Genomic DNA, 24,855 nt, shown 5'->3' on the forward strand with positions numbered 1-24,855 from the left:
TAGCCTGCGGCAATTCCCCGACGGCGTCAAATTCACTTGCTGCCGGCGTCGCGCGCTTTGCGCAGCACTTCACTGATTTCCGGTTTATCCAGCGGGCCACTGATGTGATAGCGCAGCAGAGAAATCTTGTTCCAGAGCGGCCCCAGTACCTTGCTGGCGGCAAAAACGGCGGCACCAACCACCGGATTGATCGCAAATGCTGCTGCCACACCGACCGACGCGGAGATCTCCGGCGCCACGACCGCTTCCATATCAATCTTTCGCTGTACCAGATCGATCCGGCCCTGCATCGCAATATCCGCCTCCAGCCCATCTACCAGCAGGTTATCGGTGCGCATGACGCCGTTTTCGATCCAGGCAGTGCCGTTGATTGAATCAAAATAGAAGCCATCGCTAAAGGTATCGCTGAAATCCAGACGCAGCTTGCGCAGCAGCGCATCAAAACTTACCAGGCGCAGCAGCTGTCCTGCCCGTCCGGTGTTGACATCGGCGATCTCTCCTTTGCCAAAGTGCGTTTTCAGCGTGCCGCTCAGCGTCGCCTCAGCAGGCTGCCAGGGCGCAGCGCGCCAGTGCAGGTCGTAATCCACGTTAAACGGCGCATCGCGCAGCGGCGTGTTCATACCGAACCAGTTGGTGGCGTCGTTGATATTGCTGCCGCTGAGGCGTCCCTTCAGCGAGGTGCGCGGATTGCCCGGTGAATTAACCCATTCGCCATTGATACTGAGCCGGGCGCTGCCGCTGTCCACAATTCCGTTAGTGAGTGCTAACGTCTCTCCGCGCGGCGTCAGCGTCGCAGCCATCCGTCCGAACTTCTGTCCGCGCAGCCAGCACTCATCGCAGTTAAGCTGCAGTGCAGGCCACTGACTGAAATCGATTCCGCTGTCGCCGCTGAACGGTGATGACGCCTGCCTGCTGCCGGTCTCTTTCCATTGCGGGTTGTAATAAAGGTAGTTCAGATTAATGCGCCATGGTGCACGCTGCGCTGTCGTCAGCGTGCCGCGCGCTTCACGACTCTCCAGCTTCAGCTGCGCATCACCGCCCGTGCCCTGCAGCAGAGTGGCGCTGAGATCGTGCCACTGCTGCCCGCCCAGCGTCAGGGCTGGCGTATGCAGCGTGACATCGCCCGGTAAGCCGACTCCACCCACCTGCGTGGCGCCCTCTCCGCTGCCGCCCGCTCCGGCCAGTACACCGAGCCAGGCTTCCCCATCCAGCGGCGGCAGGTTTAATACCATACCGCGCTGCGCCGGGAGCGCAGGCGTTGCCGTGGTCTGGTTCTGCCAGATGCCGCGTTCGACGCGCAGCTGCGGCTCCAGCAGCCAGCGGCTGTTAAAGCGGTGCATCTCGCCCACGCTGCCGCTGAGCATAAAGCCGTTCAGATCGCCCTTAGCCTTAACCGTCACCGGCAGCGCCTCACCGGCAGGCTTTGTCAGCGGCGCAGGTAAGTGACTGCTTACTGCTTTGCCATCGCCCCTGAGATCGACGCTGTAGGTCGCGCCTCCGCTATGCGGCAGCCTGATATCCACATCGCCCTGCCAGGCGAGTGACCCGCCGAGCTGACGCGCTACCGCCGCTGGCATCACGCTAAGACGCGCCGGCTGCCAGTCGCCCAGCAGGTGGACGTTAACGCCAAAATCCTGCGGATTCTCCTGCGTGCTGAAGGTCACGCCCAGCGGCTGACCAAACCAGTTCGCCTGCATCTCTTCGCTTTCAAGGTTGCCGTTGTTATAGCGGAAACGCCCTGTCAGCTGCGTCAGCGTGCTCTTCAGCGGTTTAATATGCAGCGTGTTGTTATTCATCACCACGTTGCCGCTGGCGTGTACCTGTTCGCCATCCAGCGGGATCTCCAGGTTGAGCGTACTTTTTACGTTGCCCCCAACCTGCAGCTGCTGCAGCGCAGCGCCGAGCGACGATTTCAGCGGCGTCTCATTAAAGTAGGCGCCGATATCCTCTCCCTGCCCGCTCAGATCGCCAGCGATCAGCAGTTTTTCTTTAAGATAATCCGGAATAACAGCCGTGACGTTACGCGCCCCGACTTTGCCCAAGCGCGCGTGATCAGCGCGCATCCACAGGCCGTCATTCACAAAATCGAGATCGATATCCAGATCCTGCAGAGCTGGCCAGCCCGGCTGAAAGCGAAACGCGGCATTACGCAGCGGCACCTGAACTTCAAACATGCCGTCGTTATGCTTAAACGGGAACAGGCGCGGATCGCCGGCGAATAGCAGCGTGGCGTTATCCGTTTCCCCGCCTTTTATCGCTTCGCTCAGGTAGCGCGTCAGGTTATGCCCCATCAGCGGTTCCGGCAGATAGCGCCACGCATCGCCCGCATCGGTTACGCGAATGCCGGCCAGAATATCGAGCCGTGGTGCAGTGTCACTGTTTTGCTGATAGCGGAAATCACCGCGCGCCCACAGCGACCGCGCCTGCACATCCAGCTGGTGTCCGGCCAGCGTCAGGCCATGACGGTCACGCAGCCAGCTCAGCTGGCCACTCAGCTGATGAATATCCAGCGGCGCCTGGAACATATCACCATAAGGCACTTCAGCCTGTCCCATGCGGAGATCAACCTGACCATTGCTGACGCTGCCGCTGGCGCGCCCGCTGAGATTGCTGATGCCTGGCAGCAGCTTCCAGTTATGCCACGCCAGATCGCGCCACGTCGCCTGCAGTCGCGTCTGCTCCGGCTGTGCCAGAGGAATATCCAGTGCCAGCGTATCGATATAACCGCGCGGCTGCAGTGCACGCCAGGTATCCAGCAGCGTCGGCGAGAGCGGGCCAATCAGCGGCACCAGCGGCGCAAACCGCTGCAGGTCCAGCCGGGTAGCACGCACGCGGATCTCCGCTGCCGCTTTATCCTGAGGTTGCCACAGCAGCGCAATCCGGCCGGGTGCCCAGGCCACGCCATCGGTGCTGAGCCGGGTCTGCGGTATGTTCAGGCTCCAGCCGTCGCGGAAGCGCGCCAGGTGTGCGGTCAGTCCGTCAATCTGCAGCTGATGGTCGTGCTGCTCGCCGCGCCAGCGCGCCCCACCCTGTTTAATCAGCACATCGCCCGCATAGAGTTCGCCATCGCGCAGGCTGGCCCACGCCGCCAGGCTGATACGCGCGCTCTCCAGACTGGTGTTATCACGCAGCCAGCGGCCAATCCAGGGACGCACATCCACATCGTCTGCCTGCATCCAGATGCGACCGTCGTTCAACAGGCCACGGGTATCCTTTAAATCCAGCCTGACCTGCACAACGCCATGCTGGCCGGTAAAGCTGCTGAGACTGACCTCGCCTTCCGCGCGATGCCGGCTGGCTTCATTCAGCCAGGTGAGGCGCGGTATCGCCAGCTCGGCATGCTGGCCTGAAGGCGTCAGAAAGCGGATAGTGCTGTCGCGCAAATCGAAGTGATCAAACTGGCGCAGGAAGAGGTCGTTGATCTGAGCAGGCTTGATGCTGGTGGTATCGCTGTCGCGGGTAAACAGCGGCCGCTCCGTCGCCAGACGCAGCTGCCAGAAGGTGAGATCGCGGAACTGCCAGCGCCAGTGCAGCAGCGACTGCCAGACATCCAGCGCAAGAGTGACGCGGCCAATGTGCAGTTCGCCATCCTGTTTCATATCAATACGCAGATCGCGTACCTGCAGCGTCGGGCCAAAATTCTGCCACGTTCCCTGCAGTTCACTGGCGTCTGCGGTGACGCCGCTGATGCGTGAAACCGTCTGCAGAATGTCGCTGCGATAGCTGTTGAGATGCGGCATCACCAGACGCAGCCCGCTCACCAGCAGCGCCACAATGACAATCACTGTGGCGATCAGCAGTAACAAAATCCCTGGCAACCGCCTCACACATCTCTCCTTGCTGGTCACTGGATAATAACGTCTGGCCGTAGGCCTTACATCATGACGACGTCAAACTGCTCCTGAGTATAGAGCGGTTCAACCTGAACTTTGACCTGTTTGCCGACAAAGATTTCGACTTCGGCCAGCGCATGCGACTCATCCGTTTTCAGCGCTTCGCCTACCGCCGGCGAGACGTAAACCAGAAAGCGGTCGGAGTCATAGGCGTGATGCACGCGTACGATCTCACGCATGATTTCATAGCAGACGGTCTCTACGGTTTTCAGCGAGCCGCGTCCTTTACATACCGGGCAATCGGCACAGAGCACATGCTCAATGCTTTCACGCGTTCTTTTACGGGTCATCTCCACCAGGCCCAGCGCTGAAAAGCCATGGATCCCGGTTTTAACCCGATCTTTACTCAGCGCACTCTCCAGCGAATGCAGCACGCGACGGCGGTGGTCGTCATTACTCATGTCGATAAAATCGATAATGATAATGCCGCCGAGGTTACGTAACCGCAGCTGACGGGCAATGGCCTGCGTCGCTTCGATATTCGTATTAAATATGGTTTCATCAAGGTTACGGTGGCCAACAAACGCCCCGGTGTTGATATCTACCGTGGTCATCGCCTCCGTCTGATCGATAATCAGGTAGCCACCCGATTTAAGCTCGACCTTGCGCTCCAGCGACCGCTGGATTTCATTTTCTACATCATAGAGATCAAAAATAGGCTGCTTGCCGCTGTAATGCTCCAGCTTGCCCGCCATTTCGGGAATATATTCGCTGGTAAACTCCACCAGCAGATCGCAGGTCAGACGCGAATCGACGCGAATGCGATCCAGCGCGGCACCGGCAAAATCGCGCAGCACGCGCTGTGCCAGCGCCAGTTCGCCATAGAGCAGGCAGCGCGTCTGGTTACGCTTTTTGCGCTCGCTGACTTTGGTCCACAGGCGTTTGAGAAACGCCGCATCCTGCGCCAGCTCTTCTGCGCCAATGCCTTCCGCAGCGGTACGAATAATAAAACCGCCCAGATCGTCACAGTAGGCAGCTACGACCGCTTTCAGCCGCTCGCGCTCCGCCTCACTTTCAATACGCTGTGAAACCCCCACGTGTGATGCGCCAGGCATAAAGACCAGATAGCGGGATGGCAGCGTGATATCGGTGGTCAGGCGTGCGCCCTTGGTGCCGAGCGGATCTTTCACTACCTGCACCATCAGGTCCTGCCCCTGGCGTACCAGCTCGGCGATGTCGCGCACAACAAAATTTTTCTTTTCATCGCCGGCAACACACTCGGTGTGCGGCATGATGTCGGAAGCGTGCAGAAAGGCGGCTTTATCCATGCCAATATCGACAAAGGCGGCCTGCATACCCGGCAGCACGCGGCTGACCCGGCCTTTGTAGATGTTGCCAACAATGCCGCGCCGCGCTTCGCGTTCGATATGAATTTCCTGCAAAATGCCGCCATCAATATAGGCAACGCGCGTTTCCGAAGGTGTCACATTTACCAGCAGTTCAGCCGTCATTCTCTCCCCTTAATGCACGCAGCGACTGAAAATGGCTCAGCAGCTCTGTGGTTTCCACCAGCGGTAGTCCCACTACGGCGTAGTAGCTGCCATTAATCGTGCGCACGAAATTGCCGCCCAGGCCCTGAATGCCATAGGCGCCCGCCTTATCCATCGGTTCGCCGCTGGCTATATAGTGCGCGATTTCATCAGCGGTCACGTTGCGGAAGGTCACATCGGTAAGCACCAGGCAATCCAGCAGCGTCTCGCTGTCAGCCAGCGCTATCGCGGTCATCACCTGATGCGTCTGTCCGGAGAGCCTTGCCAGCATCTCTGCGGCGTGTTCCGCATCACGCGGTTTTTCCAGTACGTCACCATTCAGCACCACAATCGTGTCCGCGCCCAGCACCGGCAGATCCCGGGGCGCCATAGCGACACCGGCGCGGGCTTTATCCGCCGCCAGACGGCGAACGTAATGTTCAGCCGCTTCGTCAGGCTGACGCTGCTCTTCGGTATGGGTTAACAGACGCTCAAACTGCAGCCCAAGCTGCGTAAGCAGCTCGCGCCGACGGGGCGAGCCGGAAGCCAGATACAGGGTAATCATTGTGTTCCTTACTGAACGGCAAACTGCCGGCGGATCTTTCTCATCAATAAGAATAGCCAGGGCCAGAGAATGCCGTCGACCACGCTACTCCAGAAAATTTCAGGCCGGAATGAGACATCTATGACCAGGAATTCAGCCCAGAAAACAATGACATCTACTGCCAGAGAAAGAACCATAACCATTAACGCCTGCTGCCACAATGCAAGGTTGCGGAACAGCTGGAATTTAAAGGCGACCAGGTAGGCGATGATACTGAAAGCCAGCGCGCGTACGCCCAGCGTGGAGCCGGCAATCAGATCCATAACGGCACCGAGAAAAAACCCGGTGCCGACGTTGACCCGATGCGGCAGCGCCAGCACCCAGTAGATCAGGATAAGCAGCAGCCACGACGGCCGGAACATATAGAACTGCTCCGGCCACGGCATGATTTGCAGAATTAATGCCAGCAGAAAAGAGAGCCAGATTACCCACCGTCCCTGACTGCGATATCGGCTCAAGGCTGGCCCCCACGCGTGTTCGCCGGCGTGCTCTGTGAACTTCCGCGGGCCGCAGAGGATGGCGGTCCTATCTGCTGACTCTGCTGCATCCCCGCGGGCGCCGGCGGCCCCATTTCGCCCGCCGGTGGCAGCACCTGAGGCATCATCTGCATCAGACGCTCGTTCGCTACGCGATGTACCTCATCCGGTGCCATCGGCATATCGCCATTTTTATCTGCTCCCCACAGCAGCAGCAGATAGCGCAGACGCTGCAGCCCGGCAGTCGGACGCGCCTGAATGACCGTATAGGCGCGCTGGGTATCCACCTTGACTGACGACACGACGCCGACCGGATAACCTTCCGGGAACCGGCCGCCGAGGCCGGATGTCACCAGCACGTCGCCGACGCGAATATCTGTATTGCCTGGCAGATGCTCCAGCTGCAGATCTTCGCTGCAGCCGTTACCGGCAGCAATAACGCGAATATCGTTACGCAGCACCTGAATTGGCAGCGCGTGAGAGGCGTCGCAAATCAGCAGCACGCGACTGGTCAGCTGGCCAACGGCCACCACCTGCCCGACGACACCTTTATCGCTGATCACCGGCTGACCTTCGTAAACGCCGTTTACGCTACCCTTGTCGATCACTACCTGATCGGTATAGGGATCGGTACCGGTTGAGATCACCTGCGTCACCATCTTGTGCTCATCCTGACGCAGCGGCGATCCAAGCAGCTCGCGCAGGCGGGCGTTTTCCTGCTTATATTGCCCCAGCATCAGCAGATCGCTGTTTTTCAGGAAAAGCTCGCGGCGCAGCGCTTTGTTTTCCAGCTCCAGCTGCTGACGGGATGCCAGCGTATCCGACACGCCGTCAAGCAGCTGTCGCGGGCCGTTGGCCAGAAAATAAAATGGGCTGACTGACGTGTCCAGATAGTTGCGGATCCGGGAGAAAGTACTTACGCGGCTGTCGGCGATGATAATCGCAATTGCCACGATAACGGCCAGAAAGAGACGCAACTGCAGGGAAGGCCCCCTGCTAAAAATCGGCTTCATAAATTCTGCGAATTCCTCGACATCAGGGAAGAAGCACCAGTCCGCAGACCCGCGCCTCCAGGGCTGGACGCATTATGCCGTCATACGCAGCCGCGCCATTTACCCATGCCTGAACCGCCGCTGCATGATGCATCGCTGCGTGCGGTTCAGTTTATGATGAGTATTGTCGCGATTCCCTGCGCAATATGATCATGGTCGCAGCCAGTGAGGAATTACTCCTCGCTGAACAGATCGCCACCATGCATGTCGATCATCTCCAGCGCTTTACCGCCGCCACGCGCTACGCAGGTCAGCGGATCTTCCGCTACCACGACCGGAATACCTGTCTCTTCCATCAGCAGGCGATCCAGATTACGCAGCAGTGCACCACCGCCGGTCAGCACCATGCCGCGCTCTGAAATATCAGAAGCGAGCTCTGGCGGACACTGCTCCAGCGCAACCATAACCGCGCTGACGATGCCGGTCAGCGGCTCCTGCAGTGCTTCAAGAATTTCATTTGAGTTCAGCGTAAAGCCACGCGGCACGCCTTCTGCAAGGTTACGGCCACGCACTTCGATTTCGCGCACTTCGTCACCCGGATAGGCTGAGCCGATTTCGTGTTTGATACGTTCTGCGGTGGCTTCACCAATCAGTGAACCGTAATTGCGGCGCACGTAGTTAATGATAGCTTCATCAAAGCGATCGCCACCGATGCGTACAGAAGAGGAGTAGACCACGCCGTTCAGGGAGATCACGGCGACTTCAGTCGTACCGCCACCGATATCCACGACCATTGAACCGGTTGCTTCAGAGACCGGGAGACCAGCACCGATAGCCGCAGCCATCGGCTCTTCAATCAGAAATACTTCGCGTGCTCCTGCGCCCTGCGCAGATTCACGGATAGCGCGACGCTCAACCTGGGTCGCGCCGACCGGTACACACACCAGTACGCGCGGGCTCGGGCGCATAAAACTGTTGCTGTGTACCTGCTTAATAAAGTGCTGGAGCATTTTTTCAGTCACGAAGAAGTCGGCAATCACGCCATCTTTCATCGGACGAATAGCGGCAATGTTGCCCGGCGTACGGCCAAGCATCTGCTTTGCGTCATGACCAACAGCCGCTACGCTCTTTGGGGAGCCGGCGCGATCCTGACGGATAGCAACCACTGAAGGCTCGTTCAGCACGATGCCCTGTCCTTTTACATAAATCAGGGTATTCGCAGTACCCAGGTCAATGGACAAGTCATTGGAAAACATGCCGCGAAATTTTTTAAACATACTAAGGGATAATCCTGCAAGCTGGGGGCGGAAAATAAAATCCGCTTACTTTACCAACCACACGAAGCCGCTACAAGGCGCAAAAACGTTCGGCTACGGTGAAAAAATAGACCGTATAATTTTTCCGGCCGGTACTGTTCGCTACTGGCAGCGCCAGATAGCGCTAAACGGCCCTCTTTAACGCAAATTGCCCGGGCCGGCGGCGGGGTTATCGACATAAAATTTAACATTTCATGCCTCTGGCTCTGCCCGCTCCCGCTGGTTAATGCCAGAAAAACACTGATTGCCGGGACAATCCCTGCCAGCACATCAAATGCGGTAACGTTGCGAGTGTTTTTTAACGTTACTGTTAACCGGTAAGGATGGCGCAAACAAATCCCCCTGCCCGCCCGATACCCCGAGCGCAGTCAGGGTTTGCCATTCAGCCCGGGTACGCACGCCAGCAGCAAAAACATAGCTGGAGGTGGATTTACATACCTCCAGCAGGCTTTGCACAAAAAGCTGATTCTCTGTGCGGCGATCGATATTTCGTACCAGTCCCGGATCCAGCTTAATCACATCAACAGGAAGCTGGCGGATATAGGCGCTGCTGACCACCGTCATTCCCGCCTGATCGACCGCGATACGGCAGCCAAACGTGGTGAGCATGTGAAAGACCGGCAGCAGGCGATTGATGTGTTGACACACATCCGCCTCGGCAAGTTCAAATAAAAATCGCCGGCGCTGGGATTTATTGCACTGCAGCAGCAGTTTTTGCAGCCAGCGCTGGAACGGCCGCTGCAGAAGTGAATCGATGCTTACCGGCAGCGCCAGCGTCTCATCCGGCCACACTTCTGTCAGCGCGGCGATGCGCGTCACCAGCTGACGATCCCAGCTGTCAGTCAGCCCCAGCTGCATGACCAGCGGCATAAACTCGGCGGCAACCACTTCTTTATCGCCATCAAATATGCGCGCCAGCATCTCACGATGATGAACTTTACCATCCAGCAGTACCGCAGGCTTTTGATAAAGACGGGGACCACCGCGATTGAGCGTATTTTCCAGCAGCGTACGCCAGCGCACGCTGCCGCGGCCCATATCCAGCGGATTACCCTCGCCCACCGACCAGGTGTTGCCTCCCTGCAGTACGGCGCGCCGTGTGGCCAGTTCGACGTTCTCCATCACCTGCAGTACGCTCTGTCCGCTGCACCAGGCGTTGATGCCAATATGGATTAAATCATCGCGATCCACCCTGCGCATCGGCGGCAGAGAGTCCACCGCATTGATGAGCTGCTCAGCAATACTATTCGCCTCTTTCAGCGTCCGGTGCGGCAGCAGTACGGCAAAATCACTGCGAAAATAGCGTGCCAGCAGCGCCCCCGGGTAGCGCAGCACAAACGTTGAAAACATATTGATGATATCAAACAGGTACTCTTCGGCCAGCGTCGGACCAATTATTTCATGCAGGTTGTCGAAGTCAGGCAGACGGATCATCATTACCACGCCATGCGTGCCGACATCCTCCTGATCTTCCAGCAGCGTCGCCAGCTGGTTATCAAAAAAGAGGCGATTATTGAGGCCCGTGCGCGCATCCTGAGCCGCAAAGGTGCGGATCAGCGTATCGATTCGCAGACGCTGTTCTCCCGCCTCCTGCAGATCGCTGAGCAGCGTATCCAGCGCGCGGCTGGCTTTGGCCGGCCATTCAGTGGTGCCCGGGACGCGGGCGATTCGCTCGCCGGCAATAATGCGTTCCGCGCGTGCCTCCAGCCGATCCATATTGCGCCAGCGGCGATTAAGCCAGTGGTGCGTCATCGCCAGCAGCGCCGCCATAATGGCAACCACGCTCAGCAGCACCACCAGCGTATAGGCACCGGTAAAGGAGCGGAACCAGGTTTTCGCCGGATCGAGTACCACGACGCGCAGCTGCATCTCGGGCGCATGCACCAGGGGCAGCTCAAGCTGAATAAACCGGTTAGGCTCATCTTCCAGCATCGGATTCTCATGGCGGGTGAGGCGGAATAGTTCGCCTTCATCATTACGCAGCGTGACCTGCTCAGCGTTGATCACCGGCATCAGCCGCGTCAGCCACTGTTCAACCTCCTGCGGCGACTGAGTCATCAGCGCTTTGTCGACTTCGGTCGCCAGCGTATCGATACGGTTCTCAACGCGCTCCTGCGACAGCCAGATAAAACTAAAAGCGCAGCCTACCAGCATCAGTAACATTGCCAGTAAGCTTAATAATGTAATAAACGCAGAAAACTTCGTTGTTAATCGCATCCCTGTGCCTGTACCACTGCGGTTATAAACGGGCAGCCAGCCTGTGCGTCATTCAGCTGACGCAATCCTGAGCAAAGTACCATAAATAGCTGTCTGAATCAGCGCCAATGCTCCGGCAAGCACGCTGTCGCGCGAGTATAACGGTAAAGTCACGGCGCCTGACTGCCGGGCGGGCTTTTTCGTCCTATTCTCAACAGAGGCTGTCTGCCAGGAAATTTCATATTTTCTCCGGCAAAGTGGCATCGCCGATGGGGTTTACGCATCTTAATGATCACTGCTTATCTGCCGGAGAACACCATGAAATTCAAGCACACTCTCACTGAAGCTGATGTTACCCCGGAAAACATCTTTGCGCTGCGCCGGCGTCAGGTGCTGAAGGCGCTGGGCATTGGTGCTGCCGCCGCAACGCTGCCGGGTAGCGCGCGGGCGGACATTCTGAGCTGGTTTAAAGGAAACGATCGTCCGCCGGCACCGGCAGGACGCGATTTGACCTTCACTAAACCCGCACAGTGGCAGGCGGATTTACCTCTGACGCCTTACGATAAAGTCGCGGGCTACAACAACTTTTATGAGTTTGGCCTGGATAAGGCCGATCCCGCAGCCAACGCCGGCTCACTGAAGACTGAACCCTGGCAGCTGCGTATTGAAGGCGAAGTGGCTAAGCCCCTAACGCTGGATATGGATGATATTTTTAAACGCTTTGCCATGGAGCAGCGTATCTACCGGATGCGCTGCGTCGAAGCCTGGTCAATGGTCGTGCCCTGGGTGGGCTTTGAACTCAGTAAGCTGCTGAAGCTGGCTGAACCCACCAGCAACGCACGCTACGTGGCGTTTCAGACGCTCTACGACCCTGAGCAGATGCCAGGTCAGAAAGATCGCTTTATTGGCGGCGGGCTCGACTATCCCTATGTTGAAGGATTGCGGCTGGATGAAGCGATGCATCCGCTGACGCTGCTCAGCACCGGTGTCTATGGCAAAGCGCTGCCGCCGCAGAATGGTGCCCCGATACGCCTGACGGTGCCGTGGAAATATGGTTTCAAAGGCATTAAATCGATTGTGAAAATCACGCTGACCGCTGACCAGCCGCCGACGACCTGGAGCCAGATTGCCGCCAGCGAATATGGGTTTTACGCCAATGTGAATCCGCACGTTGACCACCCGCGCTGGTCACAGGCGACAGAGCGTTTTATCGGCGCGGGCGGCCTGCTCAACGTAGAGCGGCAGCCTACGCTGCTGTTTAACGGTTATGCACGCGAGGTTGCGTCACTCTATCGCGGGCTCGATCTGCGGGAGAATTTTTAAATGCGCCTGACCCTGCGACAGGTTACCTGGCTTAAAGTAGTGCTGCACCTGGCCGCCCTGCTGCCGCTGCTCTATCTGGTGCTTTCGGCTGCTCAGGGCTGGCTGAGCGCCGATCCGGCCAAAGATATTCAGCACTTTACCGGCAGAATGGCGCTGAAGCTGTTACTGGCAACGCTGCTGGTCAGTCCGCTGACGCGCTATCTGAAACAGCCACTGCTGATCCGCACCCGCCGGATGCTGGGACTCTGGTGCTTTGCCTGGGCCACGCTACATCTGATTAGCTACTGGCTGCTGGAGCTGGGCTTTACGCATCTGCGCCTGCTCGGCAGTGAAATTTTCGCCCGCCCTTATCTGCTGCTGGGTATGATCAGCTGGGTGGTGCTATTTGCGCTGGCGATAACCTCGTTTCAGCGCGCGCAGCGCAAGCTCGGCAGACGCTGGCAAACGCTGCATAACGCTATCTATCTGGTAGCGATCCTCGTTCCCATTCACTATCTCTGGTCAGTCAAAGTCCTGTCGCCGCAGCCGTGGCTCTATGCGCTGGCAGCCGCGCTGCTGCTGGCGTGGCGCTACAAAAAGTTACGCAAAAGCTTCAGCCGCTGATTTTCCTGAGGTTGTTTTCTCCCCCCGCTTTCTGTTAAAACGTGTGGCCTTCGGGCCGCACCGGATCAACTTCGCAGATAAGACCAGTATTTTGCTGCGAATTGTCCCGAAACGGATATAATGCCCGGCTTTAGTGCAAGCAAACCCTTCTTTTTCACTCTCAAGGGTGACAAATGAAGGATGTCGCGGTATTTTACGCGATGCCCTAATGATTGCAGGAGATAGCCGCAAGATGGCGCATAAATTTCACATACTGTTGTTGAACGGTCCCAACCTGAATTTGCTGGGAACGCGCGAGCCTGACAAGTATGGTCACGCCACGCTGGCTGATATCGTCAGCGATCTGGCGCAGCAGGCTGACCAGCACCATGTGAAATTGAGTCATTTGCAATCGAACGCAGAATATCAGCTGATCGATCGTATTCACGCCGCACGCAGCGATGTGGATTACATCATCATCAATCCGGCTGCGTTCACGCACACCAGTGTTGCGCTGCGTGATGCTTTGCTGGCGGTAAGCATACCTTTTATCGAGGTGCATCTCTCCAACGTGCATGCACGCGAGCCGTTCCGGCACCACTCCTATCTTTCCGATGTATCTGCCGGCGTCATTTGTGGACTTGGCGCGGATGGGTACGCGTGGGCTTTACAAACGGCGATAAAACGCCTGTCACATTCCAATTAAACAGAGTACGGAACCACACTCATGGATATTCGTAAAATTAAGAAACTGATCGAACTGGTTGAAGAGTCCGGCATTGCTGAGCTGGAAATCTCTGAAGGCGAAGAGTCAGTTCGCATCAGCCGTTCACCTGCCAATGTCGGTTATCCTATGATGCAGCAGGCTTATGCTGCACCGGCTCCGCAGCCTGCACTGGCCGCTGCCGTTGCGCCGGTTGCTGCCGCTCCGGTTGAAGCAGCTAAGCCTGAAGTCAGCGGTCACATTGTCCGTTCACCGATGGTCGGCACCTTCTATCGCACCCCAAGCCCGGACGCAAAAGCGTTTGTGGAAGTGGGTCAGAAAGTGAACGCTGGCGATACCCTGTGCATCGTTGAAGCGATGAAAATGATGAACCAGATCGAAGCCGATAAATCCGGCGTTGTGAAGGCGATCCTGGTAGAAAGCGGCCAGCCGGTTGAATTTGACGAGCCGCTGGTCGTCATCGAATAACGAGGCGAAGCATGCTGGATAAAATTGTCATTGCTAACCGTGGTGAAATCGCGCTGCGCATTCTGCGTGCCTGCAAAGAGCTGGGCATCAAAACCGTAGCGGTCCACTCCACGGCAGATCGCGACCTCAAGCACGTGCTGCTGGCAGATGAAACTGTCTGCATCGGCCCGGCGCAGTCGGTCAAAAGTTACCTGAATATTCCGGCCCTGATCTCTGCCGCTGAAATTACCGGCGCAGTTGCTATCCATCCGGGATACGGCTTTCTGTCTGAGAACGCTGATTTTGCTGAGCAGGTTGAGCGTTCAGGCTTTATCTTTGTGGGTCCGAAAGCGGATACAATCCGTCTGATGGGCGACAAAGTTTCTGCTATTACCGCGATGAAAAAAGCGGGCGTACCGACCGTTCCGGGTTCAGATGGCTCACTGACTGATGATATGGATAAGAACCGCGCTATCGCGAAGCGTATCGGCTATCCGGTTATCATCAAAGCCTCTGGCGGCGGCGGCGGACGCGGTATGCGCGTTGTACGCCATGAAAAAGATCTTGAGCAATCCATCGGCATGACGAAAGCGGAAGCCAAAGCGGCTTTCAATAACGACATGGTCTACATGGAGAAATTCCTCGAGAACCCGCGCCATATCGAAATTCAGGTGCTGGCCGACGGTCAGGGTAACGCCATCTATCTGGCGGAGCGCGACTGCTCCATGCAGCGTCGTCACCAGAAAGTGGTGGAAGAAGCACCTGCGCCAGGCATCACGCCGGAACTGCGTCGCTTCATCGGCGAGCGCTGCTCTAACGCCTGCGTGGAAATTGGCTATCGCGGAGCCGGTACTTTTGAGTTCCTGTATGAAAACGGTGAGTTCTACTTCATTGAGATGAACACCCGTATTCAGGTTGAACATCCGGTTACCGAGATGATCACCGGCGTTGACCTTATCAAAGAGCAGCTGCGTATTGCTGCCGGTCAGCCGCTGTCGATCAAACAGGAAGATGTGGTCGTGCGCGGTCATGCGGTGGAATGCCGTATCAACGCCGAAGATCCCAATACCTTCCTGCCAAGCCCGGGTAAAATTACGCGTTTCCACGCGCCGGGTGGCTTTGGTGTACGCTGGGAATCACACATCTACGCTGGTTACAGCGTGCCGCCGTACTACGATTCCATGATTGGCAAACTCATCACTTACGGCGAAACCCGTGAAGTGGCGATCGCCCGCATGAAAAATGCGCTGGCTGAGCTGATCATCGACGGCATCAAAACCAACGTCGAGCTGCAGATGAAAATCATGTCCGACGAAAACTTCCAGCAGGGTGGCACCAACATCCACTATCTGGAGAAAAAACTCGGCCTGCACGAAAAGTAATCGCAGCGCAGAGCACGACAGAGGCCGGTTAATCCGGCCTTTTTTATTGTTATCGCCTGTGAGGTGACCTGATGGATGGGCGTTTTTTACAAGCGAACAAAGAGGCACGCTGGTCGCTGGGCCTCTCTCTCGCGTATCTGCTGGTGTGGGCCCTGTCTGCCTGGCTCGGCGGGACGCAAAGCGGAATATCTGGCCTGCCGCGCTGGTTCGAACTCTCCTGCATATTTGCACCGCTACTGTTTACCGGACTCTGTGCGCTGATGGTCCGCGTCATTTTCCGTGATATGTCACTGGAGGACCGTGATGGAGAGTGAGATCCTTCTGCCGCTGCTGGCTTATCTGGTTCTGATCGCCGTGCTGTCGGTGATCGCCATGCGCAAGCAGCGCCAGGGCAGTTTTCTGACCGAATATTTTCTCGGCAGCCGCTCCATGGGCGGGTTTGTGCTGGCCATGACGCTGACCACAACCTATATCAGCGCCAGCTCATTTATAGGGGGTCCCGGTGCCGCCTATAAATATGGTCTGGGCTGGGTACTGCTGGCGATGATTCAGGTGCCTGCCGTCTGGCTATCACTGGGCGTGCTCGGCAAGAAATTTGCCATTCTGGCCCGGCGTTATAACGCAGTAACGCTCAACGATATGCTTTATGGTCGCTATCGCAGCCCGCTGCTGATCTGGCTGGCCAGTATCAGCCTGCTGGTAGCGTTTATCGGTGCCATGACCGTGCAGTTTATCGGCGGCGCTCGTCTGCTGGAAACGGCGGCGGGCATTCCTTACGATACGGGCCTGCTGATTTTTGGCGGAACTATCGCCCTTTATACGGCTTTCGGGGGCTTTCGCGCCAGCGTGCTGAACGATGCAATGCAGGGTCTGGTGATGCTGGCCGGCACGTTTCTGCTGCTGTTTGCCGTTATTCATCATGCCGGCGGGCTGAGTCACGCGGTCAGCACGCTGCGCGCTATCGATCCGCAGCTGGTGTCGCCGGAAGGGGCAGGCAATGTGATTACACCTGCCTTCCTCAGCTCATTCGCCGTGCTGGTCTGCTTTGGCGTCATCGGTTTGCCGCATACCGCCGTACGCTGCATCTCTTACAAAGACAGCAAGGCGATGCACCGCGGGATTATTCTCGGCACCATCGTGGTGGTGCTCCTGATGCTGGGGATGCATCTGGCTGGCGCGCTGGGACGTGCGGTGCTGCCCGATTTAACCATACCTGATCGGGTAATCCCGACGCTGATGATTACCGTACTGCCTCCAGTGGCAGCCGGCATTTTTCTTGCCGCACCGATGGCGGCTATTATGTCGACCATTAACGCGCAGCTCCTGCAGGCATCCGCTACGCTGATCAAAGATCTCTATCTGCGTGTGGCGCCCCGGCAGAGTGAAAATGAAGCGCGGCTGCGCATGCTCTCCGGCACGATTACTTTTGTGCTGGGCATCCTGCTGCTGCTGGCCGCCTGGAATCCGCCGGATATGATTATCTGGCTTAATCTGCTGGCGTTTGGCGGACTGGAAGCGGTCTTTCTGTGGCCGCTGGTGCTGGGTCTCTACTGGGAGCGCGCCAACGCTGCCGGGGCCATCAGCGGTATGCTCGCCGGTGCCGTAAGCTATACGCTGCTCGCCAGCCTGAATATTGAATGGTGGGGACTCCACCCTATTGTTCCTTCGCTAACCCTGAGCCTGCTCGCTTTTCTGGCAGGTAACCTGTTTGGCAGCGCGTCTGCGACGCACGACGCTGCACTGAAATAAAGAGAAACGCTATGCCATGGATTCAAATCAAGATTAACAGCACCGGAGAACAGGCTGAGCCGCTGAGCGACGCGCTGATGGAAGTGGGTGCCGTCTCGGTGACGTTTCAGGATACGCACGATAATCCGGTGTATGAACCTCTTCCGGGTGAAACCCGGTTGTGGGGCGATACTGATGTCATCGGCCTGTTTGACGCCGAAAGCGATATGGATGAGGTGGTCGCCGCACTGCGTCTGCAGCCGGTGCCGGGATCGACCTTTCACTACAAGATCGAGCAGATCGAAGATAAAGACTGGGAGCGCGAGTGGATGGACAACTTCCATCCGATGCGCTTTGGTGAGCGCCTGTGGATCTGTCCAAGCTGGCGCGATGTTCCCGATCCTGACGCGGTCAACGTCATGCTCGATCCTGGCCTGGCCTTCGGCACCGGAACTCACCCTACCACGTCACTCTGCCTGAGCTGGCTGGATGGTCTCGATCTGCAGGGCAAAACGGTGATCGACTTTGGCTGCGGCTCCGGCATTCTGGCGATCGCCGCGCTCAAGCTAGGTGCCGCACAGGCGATCGGGATCGATATCGATCCGCAGGCCATTCAGGCGAGCCGTGATAACGCTGAACGCAACGGCGTGGCAGATCGCCTGTCGCTCTACTTGCCACATCAGCAGCCTGAAAACCTGCAGGCTGACGTGGTGGTCGCCAATATCCTGGCGGGCCCGCTGCGCGAACTGGCACCGCTGATCGGCGTTCTGCCAAAAGCAGGCGGCTACCTCGGCCTCTCTGGCGTACTGGCCAGTCAGGCAGAAAGCGTCTGCGAAGCTTACGCTGAGCGCTTCGCGCTTGATCCGGTCGCGGAGAAAGAGGAGTGGTGCCGTATTACCGGGCGTCTGCGCTGATTTTGACCCCAGGCGTGCAAGCGCAAGCCTGGGGTTTTTCGGAACAGAGGGCGTGCGCCACCTGTCCTGCCCGCGGTCAGAATAATTTTGTATTAAATTTGCGCAAATAGCCGTTAATTCTATGGTTAATTCATCAAAATCGTGGCTTTTATATCGCGTTTTGCGGTCTGAATTCAGAAAAATGTTTGTTCACAATTTCGCCTTAAATATTTAATCTTATGATTTAAAAGGTTTATTATGAGAGGCGCGTTGATCGCAGCGGATAGGCTTTAATGTTAAGAGGCTGTTGTTCAAAGTTTGGCCTTTCATCTTCCGGAAAAAATGCGTAATATACGCCGCCTTGCGAACAGTTAGGGTCACTTCTTTTTTCATGCGCATTGGACACCACCAGCTACGTAATCGCCTCATTGCTGCGCCTATGGCCGGAGTAACCGATAAGCCATTTCGCACACTCTGTTACGAGAACGGCGCCGGTATGACTGTCTCCGAGATGCTGTCATCTAACCCGGAAGTCTGGGCCAGTGACAAATCCCGGCTGCGTATGGTGCATAGTGACGAGCCCGGCATTCGTGCCGTGCAGATTGCTGGCTGCGATCCCGATGAGATGGCTGCCGCCGCGCGAATTAACGTTGCGTCTGGCGCGCAGGTTATCGATATCAATATGGGCTGTCCGGCTAAAAAAGTGAATCGTAAGATGGCAGGCTCCGCGCTGCTGCAGCATCCGCAACTGGTAGAATCGATTCTCCGTGCGGTCGTAAACGCAGTAGACGTACCGGTTACGCTGAAGATTCGCACCGGCTGGGACAAAGAAAATCGTAATTGTACAGAGATTGCCCAATTGGCTGAACGTTGTGGCATTCAGGCTCTCACCATTCATGGACGCACCCGCGCCTGTTTGTTTGAGGGGCAGGCTGAATACGACAGCATTCGGACAGTTAAGCAGAGCGTTTCCATTCCGATTATCGCGAATGGGGACATAACTGACCCGCATAAAGCCAGGGCAGTGCTCGACTACACCGGGGCAGATGCTCTGATGGTAGGACGTGCTGCTCAGGGAAGACCGTGGATCTTCCGGGAAATCCAGCATTATCTGGACACAGGGGAGCTGCTTGCACCAAAGCCGCTGGCAGAGGTGAAGCAAATGCTGATTGGACATATACGGGAGCTGCACGACTTTTACGGTCAGCGCAAGGGATACCGTATTGCCCGAAAACACGTTTCCTGGTATTTGCAGGAAAGTGCCCCTGACGACCAGTTTCGGCGCACATTCAACGCCATTGAGGATGCCAGCGAACAGCTGGAGGCGTTGGAGGCATACTTCGAAAATCTTGCGTAAACGAAATAAAGAGCTGAAAGAACTATGTTCGAACAACGCGTAAATTCTGACGTACTGACCGTTTCTACCGTTAACTCACAGGATCAGGTGACCCAAAAGCCACTGCGTGATTCGGTTAAACAGGCACTGAAGAACTATTTTGCTCAACTGAATGGTCAGGATGTTAGTGATCTGTATGAGCTGGTACTGGCTGAAGTTGAGCAGCCTCTGTTGGACATGGTAATGCAGTATACCCGTGGCAACCAGACCCGTGCAGCCCTGATGATGGGTATCAACCGTGGTACTCTGCGTAAGAAGCTGAAAAAATACGGCATGAACTAATTGTTCGTTGCTGCGAAAACGCCAGCCTCCGGGCTGGCGTTTTTGTTTCTGTCGCCGCTTTCTTCTGTCACCCTGCATGAAACAGTTACCGCCTGAATGGTAACTATCGTTGCAATCTCCTGCGTCATTTTTTCTGTTCCCTCTTCTGCGTAAATCTGCGGGCTGTTCACATGAGCCTGGCACTAGCCCCGGTCGCTGCTGCGTTTATCCATAGCGGCATTAACTGCTCCGGCTAATGAGCGATAGCTCACACTGCGCGCCAATAGTGAAACTATTTGCACTATTTGTGATCGCGGCGACTCGTCATGCTGCCTTTTGGTGCGCGATAGTAACCGCACGTTACTTCCTGCCCTTTTCTGACGCTCTTTCCTGAAGAATTCAGCCTGCTGCAAACCTGGCATCAGCTTTGCAACAGGCTGGATGGCTAATTGCCACAGACAGACAGCAGTGCACTACAAAGTGCGCACCACAATAACAACAGACGAACCGCCACACAGGATGCTTTATGAAAAAGATGATGCTCTCCACCCTGATTGCCGCTGCCACGCTGCTGAGCGTGACTCAGCAGGCGCATGCAGGCGCCACTCTGGACGCAATTAAAAAGAAAGGCTTTGTACAGTGTGGGATCAGTGATGGACTGCCTGGTTTCTCGTACGCAGATGCCAGCGGCAAATTCACGGGTATTGATGTGGATGTCTGCCGTGCCGCCGCTGCCGCCGTGTTTGGCGATGCCGGCAAAGTTAAATATACCCCGCTGACGGCTAAAGAGCGCTTCACTGCGCTGCAGTCGGGCGAAGTGGATATCCTGTCGCGTAATACTACCTGGACCTCTTCACGCGATGGCGGCATGGGCTTTCTGTTTGCCGGCGTAAACTACTATGACGGCATCGGCTTTCTGACGCATAAGAAAGCGGGGCTGAAAAGTGCCAAAGAGCTGGATGGCGCAACGGTCTGTATTCAGGCGGGTACCGATACCGAACTGAATGTCGCCGACTATTTCAAAGCGAATAAAATGCAGTATACCCCGGTCACCTTTGACCGCTCTGATGAATCAGCCAAAGCGCTTGATAGCGGCCGCTGCGATACGCTCTCCTCCGATCAATCTCAACTCTATGCGCTGCGTATCAAGCTGGGCAAGCCTGACGAATTTATCGTACTGCCGGAAGTGATCTCTAAAGAGCCGCTCGGGCCGCTGGTACGTCGCGGTGATGACGACTGGTTTACGATTGTTAAGTGGTCGCTGTTTGCCATGCTGAATGCCGAAGAGATGGGTATCAGCTCAAAAAACGTCGATCAGATGGCAGCAAAACCGACCACGCCTGATATGGCGCATCTGCTGGGTGCAGAAGGCGACTTTGGTAAAGACCTGAAACTGGATAATAAGTGGGCCTATAACATCATCAAGCAGGTGGGCAACTACCAGGAAATTTTTGACCGCAACGTGGGTAAAGATAGCGCGCTGAAAATCGCACGCGGACAGAATGCGCTCTGGAATCAGGGCGGTATTCAGTACGCACCGCCGGTGCGCTGATTCACTGCTGTGCCAGTCGGGCGCCGCGTCCTGTGGCGCCCACGCGTATCTATCATTGAGGTTTCAACATGTCGCAACGCCCAACCGTGAAAAGGGATTTTTCATTCGGTAACCCTGCGGTTCGCGCCTGGCTTTACCAGTTTGTCGCGATTATTGCGGTAGTGGCCGTGGTGGGATATTTGATCCACAACACCATTATCAATCTGGCTAACCGCGGCATTACGTCAGGTTTTGGCTTTCTGGAGCGCAGTGCCGGTTTTGGTATTGTTCAGCATCTGATTGACTACACCGAGGGAGATACCTATGCCCGGGTCTTTATGGTCGGGCTGACCAATACCCTGCTGGTCTCCGCACTTTGCATCGTCTTTGCATCCCTGCTTGGCTTTGCGGTAGGCCTGGCGCGCCTGTCCGATAACTGGCTGCTGCGTAAGCTCTCCGCCATCTATATTGAGACGTTCCGTAATATTCCGCCGCTGCTGCAGATTTTCTTCTGGTACTTTGCCGTACTGCGTAATCTGCCGGGCCCGCGGCAGGCGCTGAACGCTTTTGATCTCGCCTTTGTCAGTAACCGTGGCTTGTATATTCCATGGCCCCAGTATGCACCTGGTACGCTGCCGTTTCTGGTTGCGCTGGCGTTAAGCATTATCGCCAGCCTGGCGCTGTTTCGCTTTAATCGCAAACATCAGCTGAAAACCGGTCAGCTGCGTCGTACCTGGCCCGCTGCAGCCGGGCTCATTGTGCTGCTGCCGCTGATGGCCCATACCCTGTTTGGCGCAGGCGTGCACTGGGATGTGCCTGAGCTACGCGGATTTAATTTCCGCGGTGGCTTTGTGATGATCCCGGAGCTGGCGGCGCTGACGGTGGCGCTCTCCATTTATACCTCTTCATTTATTGCTGAGGTGATCCGCGCCGGTATTCAGTCAGTACCACATGGCCAGAGTGAAGCGGCGCGCTCGCTGGGACTGCCGAATCCCGTGACGCTACGCCAGGTCATTATTCCCCAGGCGATGCGCGTCATTATTCCTCCGCTGACCAGTCAGTATTTAAACGTCGTCAAAAACTCGTCGCTGGCCGCTGCTATCGGCTACCCCGATATGGTGTCGCTGTTTGCCGGTACGGTGCTTAATCAAACCGGTCAGGCAATAGAAACCATTGCGATTACCATGGCGGTTTATCTCATCATCAGCCTGACCATTTCCCTGCTGATGAACCTCTATAACCGCAAAATTGCGCTGGTTGAGCGTTAAGAGAACGAAACACTATGTCTGTGACAACACATGAAACGCCGCCGGTAAGCAGTAATCTGCTGCAGAAGAGCTGGAGCTGGGCGCGCAAAAATCTCTTCTCCGGCTGGCTGAATACCCTGCTGACCCTGGTCAGTCTGTGGCTCATCTGGAGTGTCATTCCACCGGCACTGAACTGGCTGATATTTCAGGCAAACTGGCTGGGCGAAACCCGTGCCGACTGCACTAAAGCGGGGGCCTGCTGGGTGTTTATCCATGCACGCTTTGGTCAGTTTATGTATGGACTCTATCCGCACGAACTGCGCTGGCGAATCAACCTGGCTCTGGTTATCGGTTTACTGTCACTTATTCCGCTCTTTATCCGCGCCATGCCGCGCCGCGGTCGCTATCTTGCCTGCTGGGCGGTGCTCTATCCGGTTACGGTGTGGCTGCTGCTTTATGGTGGCTATTTTGGTCTGGAGCGGGTGGAAACCCGTCAATGGGGCGGCCTGACGCTGACGCTGATTATCGCTTCCGTCGGTATCGCCGGCGCATTACCGCTGGGTATTCTGCTGGCACTGGGCCGGCGCTCAAACCTGCCGGTAGTGCGTACGCTATCCGTTATTTTTATTGAGTTCTGGCGGGGCGTACCGCTGATCACCGTGCTGTTTATGTCCTCTGTCATGCTGCCGCTGTTTATGGCGGAAGGCACGACTATCGATAAACTGGTTCGGGCGCTGGTTGGCGTGATTCTGTTTCAGTCCGCCTATGTGGCGGAAGTGGTGCGCGGCGGTCTGCAGGCGCTGCCAAAAGGCCAGTATGAAGCGGCTGAGTCGCTGGCGCTGGGATACTGGCGGACACAGGCGCTGGTGATCCTGCCGCAGGCGCTTAAGCTCACGATCCCCGGGCTGGTGAATACCATTATTGCACTCTTCAAAGATACCAGTCTGGTGATCATTATCGGCCTGTTTGATCTGTTCAGCAGCGTGCAGCAGGCCACGGTCGATCCTGCATGGCTGGGCATGTCCACAGAAGGCTATGTCTTCGCTGCACTGGTTTACTGGATTTTCTGTTTTAGCATGTCGCGCTATAGCCAGTATCTGGAGAAGCGTTTTCACACCGGGCGTAAAGCGCACTGAGGTTTACTATGACATCCACAATAACGACGGCGGCTAACGCTATGATGATTACGCTCGAAAACGTGAACAAATGGTATGGACAGTTTCACGTGCTTAAGGATATTAATCTGCAGGTTAAACCGCGTGAGCGCATTGTACTCTGCGGCCCGTCAGGCTCAGGAAAATCGACCACTATTCGCTGTATCAATCATCTGGAAGAGCATCAGCAGGGACGTATCGTCGTGGACGGCATTCATCTTAACGATGACGTGCGTAACATCGAACGGGTACGCACCGAAGTCGGCATGGTGTTTCAGCACTTTAATCTGTTCCCGCACCTTACCGTGCTGCAGAACTGCACGCTGGCCCCCATCTGGGTGAGAAAGGTGCCGAAGAAGGAGGCGGAAGCGCTGGCGATGCACTACCTTGAGCGGGTGCGCATCGCTGAACATGCCCATAAGTTTCCGGGACAGCTCTCTGGTGGTCAGCAGCAACGTGTGGCGATAGCCCGTTCGCTCTGTATGAAACCCAAAATTATGCTGTTTGACGAGCCAACTTCAGCCCTTGATCCTGAGATGGTAAAAGAGGTGCTGGATACCATGATTGGCCTGGCAGAAGATGGCATGACCATGCTGTGTGTGACGCATGAAATGGGATTTGCACGTACGGTGGCTGACCGGGTGATCTTTATGGATCGGGGAGAGATCGTAGAGATGGCGCCGCCAGAGGAGTTCTTCGCTAACCCACGCTCAGAGCGTACCCGCGCGTTTCTGTCGCAGGTTATTCACTGACCTCAGCGCCCTTAGCTCTGCCCCTGCCATGCAGCAGGGGCTTTTTTATGGCTGCGCGTTTTTATCCTGTCAGGCAAAAACAAAAAAGCCCTGAACTTTCGTTCAGGGCTTCTGTGTTTGGTGCCTGGCAGTTCCCTACTCTCGCATGGGGAGACCCCACACTACCATCGGCGCTACGGTGTTTCACTTCTGAGTTCGGCATGGGGTCAGGTGGGACCACCGCGCTAGTGCCGCCAGGCAAATTCTTTTACCCGAACTCATGCTTTTTTTAAACTGGTGCTGATACCCAGAGTCGAACTGGGGACCTCACCCTTACCAAGGGTGCGCTCTACCAACTGAGCCATATCAGCACGCTTTAATTGGATGCCTGGCAGTTCCCTACTCTCGCATGGGGAGGCCCCACACTACCATCGGCGCTACGGCGTTTCACTTCTGAGTTCGGCATGGGGTCAGGTGGGACCGCCGCGCTGTGGCCGCCAGGCAAATTCT

The 24,855-nt window shown here is 56.4% G+C and carries 21 protein-coding genes, 1 tRNA gene and 2 rRNA genes; 14 read left to right on the forward strand and 10 right to left on the reverse strand.

Features of this window, described 5'->3' with window-relative positions; translation table 11 throughout:
• Nucleotides 1-32: 32 nt before the first annotated feature.
• From yhdP to csrD, 7 genes are all read right to left on the reverse strand, one after another.
• Nucleotides 33-3,827, reverse strand: coding sequence for an AsmA2 domain-containing protein YhdP (gene yhdP, locus F3I15_RS16965; protein WP_150018709.1), 3,795 nt, complete (start codon nt 3,825-3,827; stop codon nt 33-35).
• 47 nt (nt 3,828-3,874) lie between these two features.
• Nucleotides 3,875-5,344, reverse strand: a complete 1,470-nt coding sequence (gene rng, locus F3I15_RS16970) for a ribonuclease G (RefSeq protein WP_039380693.1) — start codon at nt 5,342-5,344, stop codon at nt 3,875-3,877.
• Complete coding sequence (locus F3I15_RS16975) at nt 5,334-5,927, reverse strand: nucleoside triphosphate pyrophosphatase (protein ID WP_150018710.1); 594 nt, start codon at nt 5,925-5,927, stop codon at nt 5,334-5,336. The genes rng and F3I15_RS16975 overlap by 11 nt, the downstream gene beginning before the upstream one ends.
• A gap of 8 nt (nt 5,928-5,935) precedes the next feature.
• Nucleotides 5,936-6,424, reverse strand: coding sequence for a rod shape-determining protein MreD (mreD, locus tag F3I15_RS16980; protein ID WP_039380697.1), 489 nt, complete (start codon nt 6,422-6,424; stop codon nt 5,936-5,938).
• Nucleotides 6,421-7,455, reverse strand: coding sequence for a rod shape-determining protein MreC (mreC, locus tag F3I15_RS16985; RefSeq protein WP_150018711.1), 1,035 nt, complete (start codon nt 7,453-7,455; stop codon nt 6,421-6,423). Before mreC ends, mreD begins: the two co-directional genes overlap by 4 nt.
• 212 nt (nt 7,456-7,667) lie before the next feature.
• Nucleotides 7,668-8,711 carry a rod shape-determining protein MreB gene (gene mreB / locus F3I15_RS16990; protein ID WP_003855260.1) on the reverse strand — a complete coding sequence of 348 codons (1,044 nt, stop codon included), beginning with the start codon at nt 8,709-8,711 and terminating at the stop codon, nt 7,668-7,670.
• Nucleotides 8,712-9,020: 309 nt separating this feature from the next.
• Entirely contained in the window at nt 9,021-10,967 is a 1,947-nt protein-coding gene (gene csrD / locus F3I15_RS16995) for an RNase E specificity factor CsrD (protein WP_150018712.1), read from the reverse strand.
• Between the two features lie 297 nt (nt 10,968-11,264).
• Here csrD and msrP point away from each other — a divergent pair, with 297 nt between their 5' ends.
• The 14 genes from msrP (at nt 11,265) to F3I15_RS17065 (ending at nt 24,366) form a co-directional block, all read left to right on the forward strand.
• Nucleotides 11,265-12,269, forward strand: a complete 1,005-nt coding sequence (gene msrP / locus F3I15_RS17000) for a protein-methionine-sulfoxide reductase catalytic subunit MsrP (protein ID WP_150018713.1) — start codon at nt 11,265-11,267, stop codon at nt 12,267-12,269.
• On the forward strand, nt 12,270-12,872 hold the full coding sequence (msrQ, locus tag F3I15_RS17005; protein WP_150018714.1) for a protein-methionine-sulfoxide reductase heme-binding subunit MsrQ: 603 nt from the start codon (nt 12,270-12,272) through the stop codon (nt 12,870-12,872).
• 232 nt (nt 12,873-13,104) lie between these two features.
• Nucleotides 13,105-13,557: a type II 3-dehydroquinate dehydratase gene (gene aroQ / locus F3I15_RS17010; RefSeq protein WP_071669162.1), complete on the forward strand. Its 453-nt coding sequence runs from the start codon at nt 13,105-13,107 to the stop codon at nt 13,555-13,557.
• Nucleotides 13,558-13,578: 21 nt separating this feature from the next.
• A complete protein-coding gene (gene accB / locus F3I15_RS17015; protein ID WP_039380716.1) occupies nt 13,579-14,043 on the forward strand; it encodes an acetyl-CoA carboxylase biotin carboxyl carrier protein in 465 nt (154 codons plus the stop codon).
• 11 nt (nt 14,044-14,054) lie between these two features.
• Nucleotides 14,055-15,404, forward strand: coding sequence for an acetyl-CoA carboxylase biotin carboxylase subunit (gene accC / locus F3I15_RS17020; protein WP_150018715.1), 1,350 nt, complete (start codon nt 14,055-14,057; stop codon nt 15,402-15,404).
• A 71-nt stretch (nt 15,405-15,475) separates the two neighbouring features.
• The gene (locus F3I15_RS17025; protein WP_150018716.1) at nt 15,476-15,718 is read left to right on the forward strand and encodes a YhdT family protein; all 243 of its coding nucleotides are present in this window, start codon (nt 15,476-15,478) and stop codon (nt 15,716-15,718) included.
• Complete coding sequence (panF, locus tag F3I15_RS17030; RefSeq protein WP_150018717.1) at nt 15,708-17,153, forward strand: sodium/pantothenate symporter; 1,446 nt, start codon at nt 15,708-15,710, stop codon at nt 17,151-17,153. The genes F3I15_RS17025 and panF overlap by 11 nt, the downstream gene beginning before the upstream one ends.
• Before the next feature lie 11 nt (nt 17,154-17,164).
• Nucleotides 17,165-18,046, forward strand: coding sequence for a 50S ribosomal protein L11 methyltransferase (gene prmA, locus F3I15_RS17035; RefSeq protein WP_039380731.1), 882 nt, complete (start codon nt 17,165-17,167; stop codon nt 18,044-18,046).
• Between the two features lie 370 nt (nt 18,047-18,416).
• Nucleotides 18,417-19,382 carry a tRNA dihydrouridine synthase DusB gene (dusB, locus tag F3I15_RS17040; RefSeq protein ID WP_039380734.1) on the forward strand — a complete coding sequence of 322 codons (966 nt, stop codon included), beginning with the start codon at nt 18,417-18,419 and terminating at the stop codon, nt 19,380-19,382.
• Between the two features lie 24 nt (nt 19,383-19,406).
• Nucleotides 19,407-19,703 (forward strand): DNA-binding transcriptional regulator Fis, encoded by a 297-nt coding sequence (gene fis, locus F3I15_RS17045; RefSeq protein WP_003855228.1) that lies wholly within the window; start codon nt 19,407-19,409, stop codon nt 19,701-19,703.
• A gap of 505 nt (nt 19,704-20,208) precedes the next feature.
• A complete protein-coding gene (locus F3I15_RS17050; protein ID WP_039380737.1) occupies nt 20,209-21,234 on the forward strand; it encodes an amino acid ABC transporter substrate-binding protein in 1,026 nt (341 codons plus the stop codon).
• Nucleotides 21,235-21,302: 68 nt separating this feature from the next.
• On the forward strand, nt 21,303-22,481 hold the full coding sequence (locus tag F3I15_RS17055) for an amino acid ABC transporter permease (protein WP_150018718.1): 1,179 nt from the start codon (nt 21,303-21,305) through the stop codon (nt 22,479-22,481).
• Nucleotides 22,482-22,495: 14 nt separating this feature from the next.
• Nucleotides 22,496-23,596 carry an amino acid ABC transporter permease gene (locus F3I15_RS17060; RefSeq protein ID WP_150018719.1) on the forward strand — a complete coding sequence of 367 codons (1,101 nt, stop codon included), beginning with the start codon at nt 22,496-22,498 and terminating at the stop codon, nt 23,594-23,596.
• Nucleotides 23,597-23,604: 8 nt separating this feature from the next.
• Nucleotides 23,605-24,366, forward strand: a complete 762-nt coding sequence (locus F3I15_RS17065; protein WP_150018720.1) for an amino acid ABC transporter ATP-binding protein — start codon at nt 23,605-23,607, stop codon at nt 24,364-24,366.
• Between the two features lie 122 nt (nt 24,367-24,488).
• On the opposite strand, the gene rrf (F3I15_RS17070) is transcribed toward F3I15_RS17065, so the two are convergent.
• The 3 genes from rrf (F3I15_RS17070) to rrf (F3I15_RS17080) all read right to left on the reverse strand — a co-directional run bounded on the left by rrf (F3I15_RS17070) (nt 24,489) and on the right by rrf (F3I15_RS17080) (nt 24,847).
• A 5S ribosomal RNA gene (rrf, locus tag F3I15_RS17070) occupies nt 24,489-24,604 on the reverse strand.
• Between the two features lie 36 nt (nt 24,605-24,640).
• Nucleotides 24,641-24,716: transfer RNA gene (locus F3I15_RS17075), tRNA-Thr, on the reverse strand.
• Nucleotides 24,717-24,731: 15 nt separating this feature from the next.
• Nucleotides 24,732-24,847 (reverse strand): 5S ribosomal RNA (gene rrf / locus F3I15_RS17080).
• Nucleotides 24,848-24,855: the final 8 nt, after the last annotated feature.

Origin of the sequence: Pantoea sp. M_9 (assembly GCF_008631385.1) — a bacterium.
GTDB lineage: Bacteria > Pseudomonadota > Gammaproteobacteria > Enterobacterales > Enterobacteriaceae > Pantoea > Pantoea eucrina.

Bases quoted from the DNA above. Each gene is read 5' to 3' on its own strand.
- rng (WP_039380693.1), bottom strand. From the start codon at position 5,344: ATGACGGCTGAACTGCTGGTAAATGTGACACCTTCGGAAACGCGCGTT.
- F3I15_RS16975 (WP_150018710.1), bottom strand. From the start codon at position 5,927: ATGATTACCCTGTATCTGGCTTCCGGCTCGCCCCGTCGGCGCGAGCTG.
- mreC (WP_150018711.1), bottom strand. From the start codon at position 7,455: ATGAAGCCGATTTTTAGCAGGGGGCCTTCCCTGCAGTTGCGTCTCTTT.
- mreB (WP_003855260.1), bottom strand. From the start codon at position 8,711: ATGTTTAAAAAATTTCGCGGCATGTTTTCCAATGACTTGTCCATTGAC.
- csrD (WP_150018712.1), bottom strand. From the start codon at position 10,967: ATGCGATTAACAACGAAGTTTTCTGCGTTTATTACATTATTAAGCTTA.
- msrP (WP_150018713.1), top strand. From the start codon at position 11,265: ATGAAATTCAAGCACACTCTCACTGAAGCTGATGTTACCCCGGAAAAC.
- msrQ (WP_150018714.1), top strand. From the start codon at position 12,270: ATGCGCCTGACCCTGCGACAGGTTACCTGGCTTAAAGTAGTGCTGCAC.
- aroQ (WP_071669162.1), top strand. From the start codon at position 13,105: ATGGCGCATAAATTTCACATACTGTTGTTGAACGGTCCCAACCTGAAT.
- accB (WP_039380716.1), top strand. From the start codon at position 13,579: ATGGATATTCGTAAAATTAAGAAACTGATCGAACTGGTTGAAGAGTCC.
- accC (WP_150018715.1), top strand. From the start codon at position 14,055: ATGCTGGATAAAATTGTCATTGCTAACCGTGGTGAAATCGCGCTGCGC.
- F3I15_RS17025 (WP_150018716.1), top strand. From the start codon at position 15,476: ATGGATGGGCGTTTTTTACAAGCGAACAAAGAGGCACGCTGGTCGCTG.
- panF (WP_150018717.1), top strand. From the start codon at position 15,708: ATGGAGAGTGAGATCCTTCTGCCGCTGCTGGCTTATCTGGTTCTGATC.
- prmA (WP_039380731.1), top strand. From the start codon at position 17,165: ATGCCATGGATTCAAATCAAGATTAACAGCACCGGAGAACAGGCTGAG.
- dusB (WP_039380734.1), top strand. From the start codon at position 18,417: ATGCGCATTGGACACCACCAGCTACGTAATCGCCTCATTGCTGCGCCT.
- fis (WP_003855228.1), top strand. From the start codon at position 19,407: ATGTTCGAACAACGCGTAAATTCTGACGTACTGACCGTTTCTACCGTT.
- F3I15_RS17050 (WP_039380737.1), top strand. From the start codon at position 20,209: ATGAAAAAGATGATGCTCTCCACCCTGATTGCCGCTGCCACGCTGCTG.
- F3I15_RS17055 (WP_150018718.1), top strand. From the start codon at position 21,303: ATGTCGCAACGCCCAACCGTGAAAAGGGATTTTTCATTCGGTAACCCT.
- F3I15_RS17060 (WP_150018719.1), top strand. From the start codon at position 22,496: ATGTCTGTGACAACACATGAAACGCCGCCGGTAAGCAGTAATCTGCTG.
- F3I15_RS17065 (WP_150018720.1), top strand. From the start codon at position 23,605: ATGACATCCACAATAACGACGGCGGCTAACGCTATGATGATTACGCTC.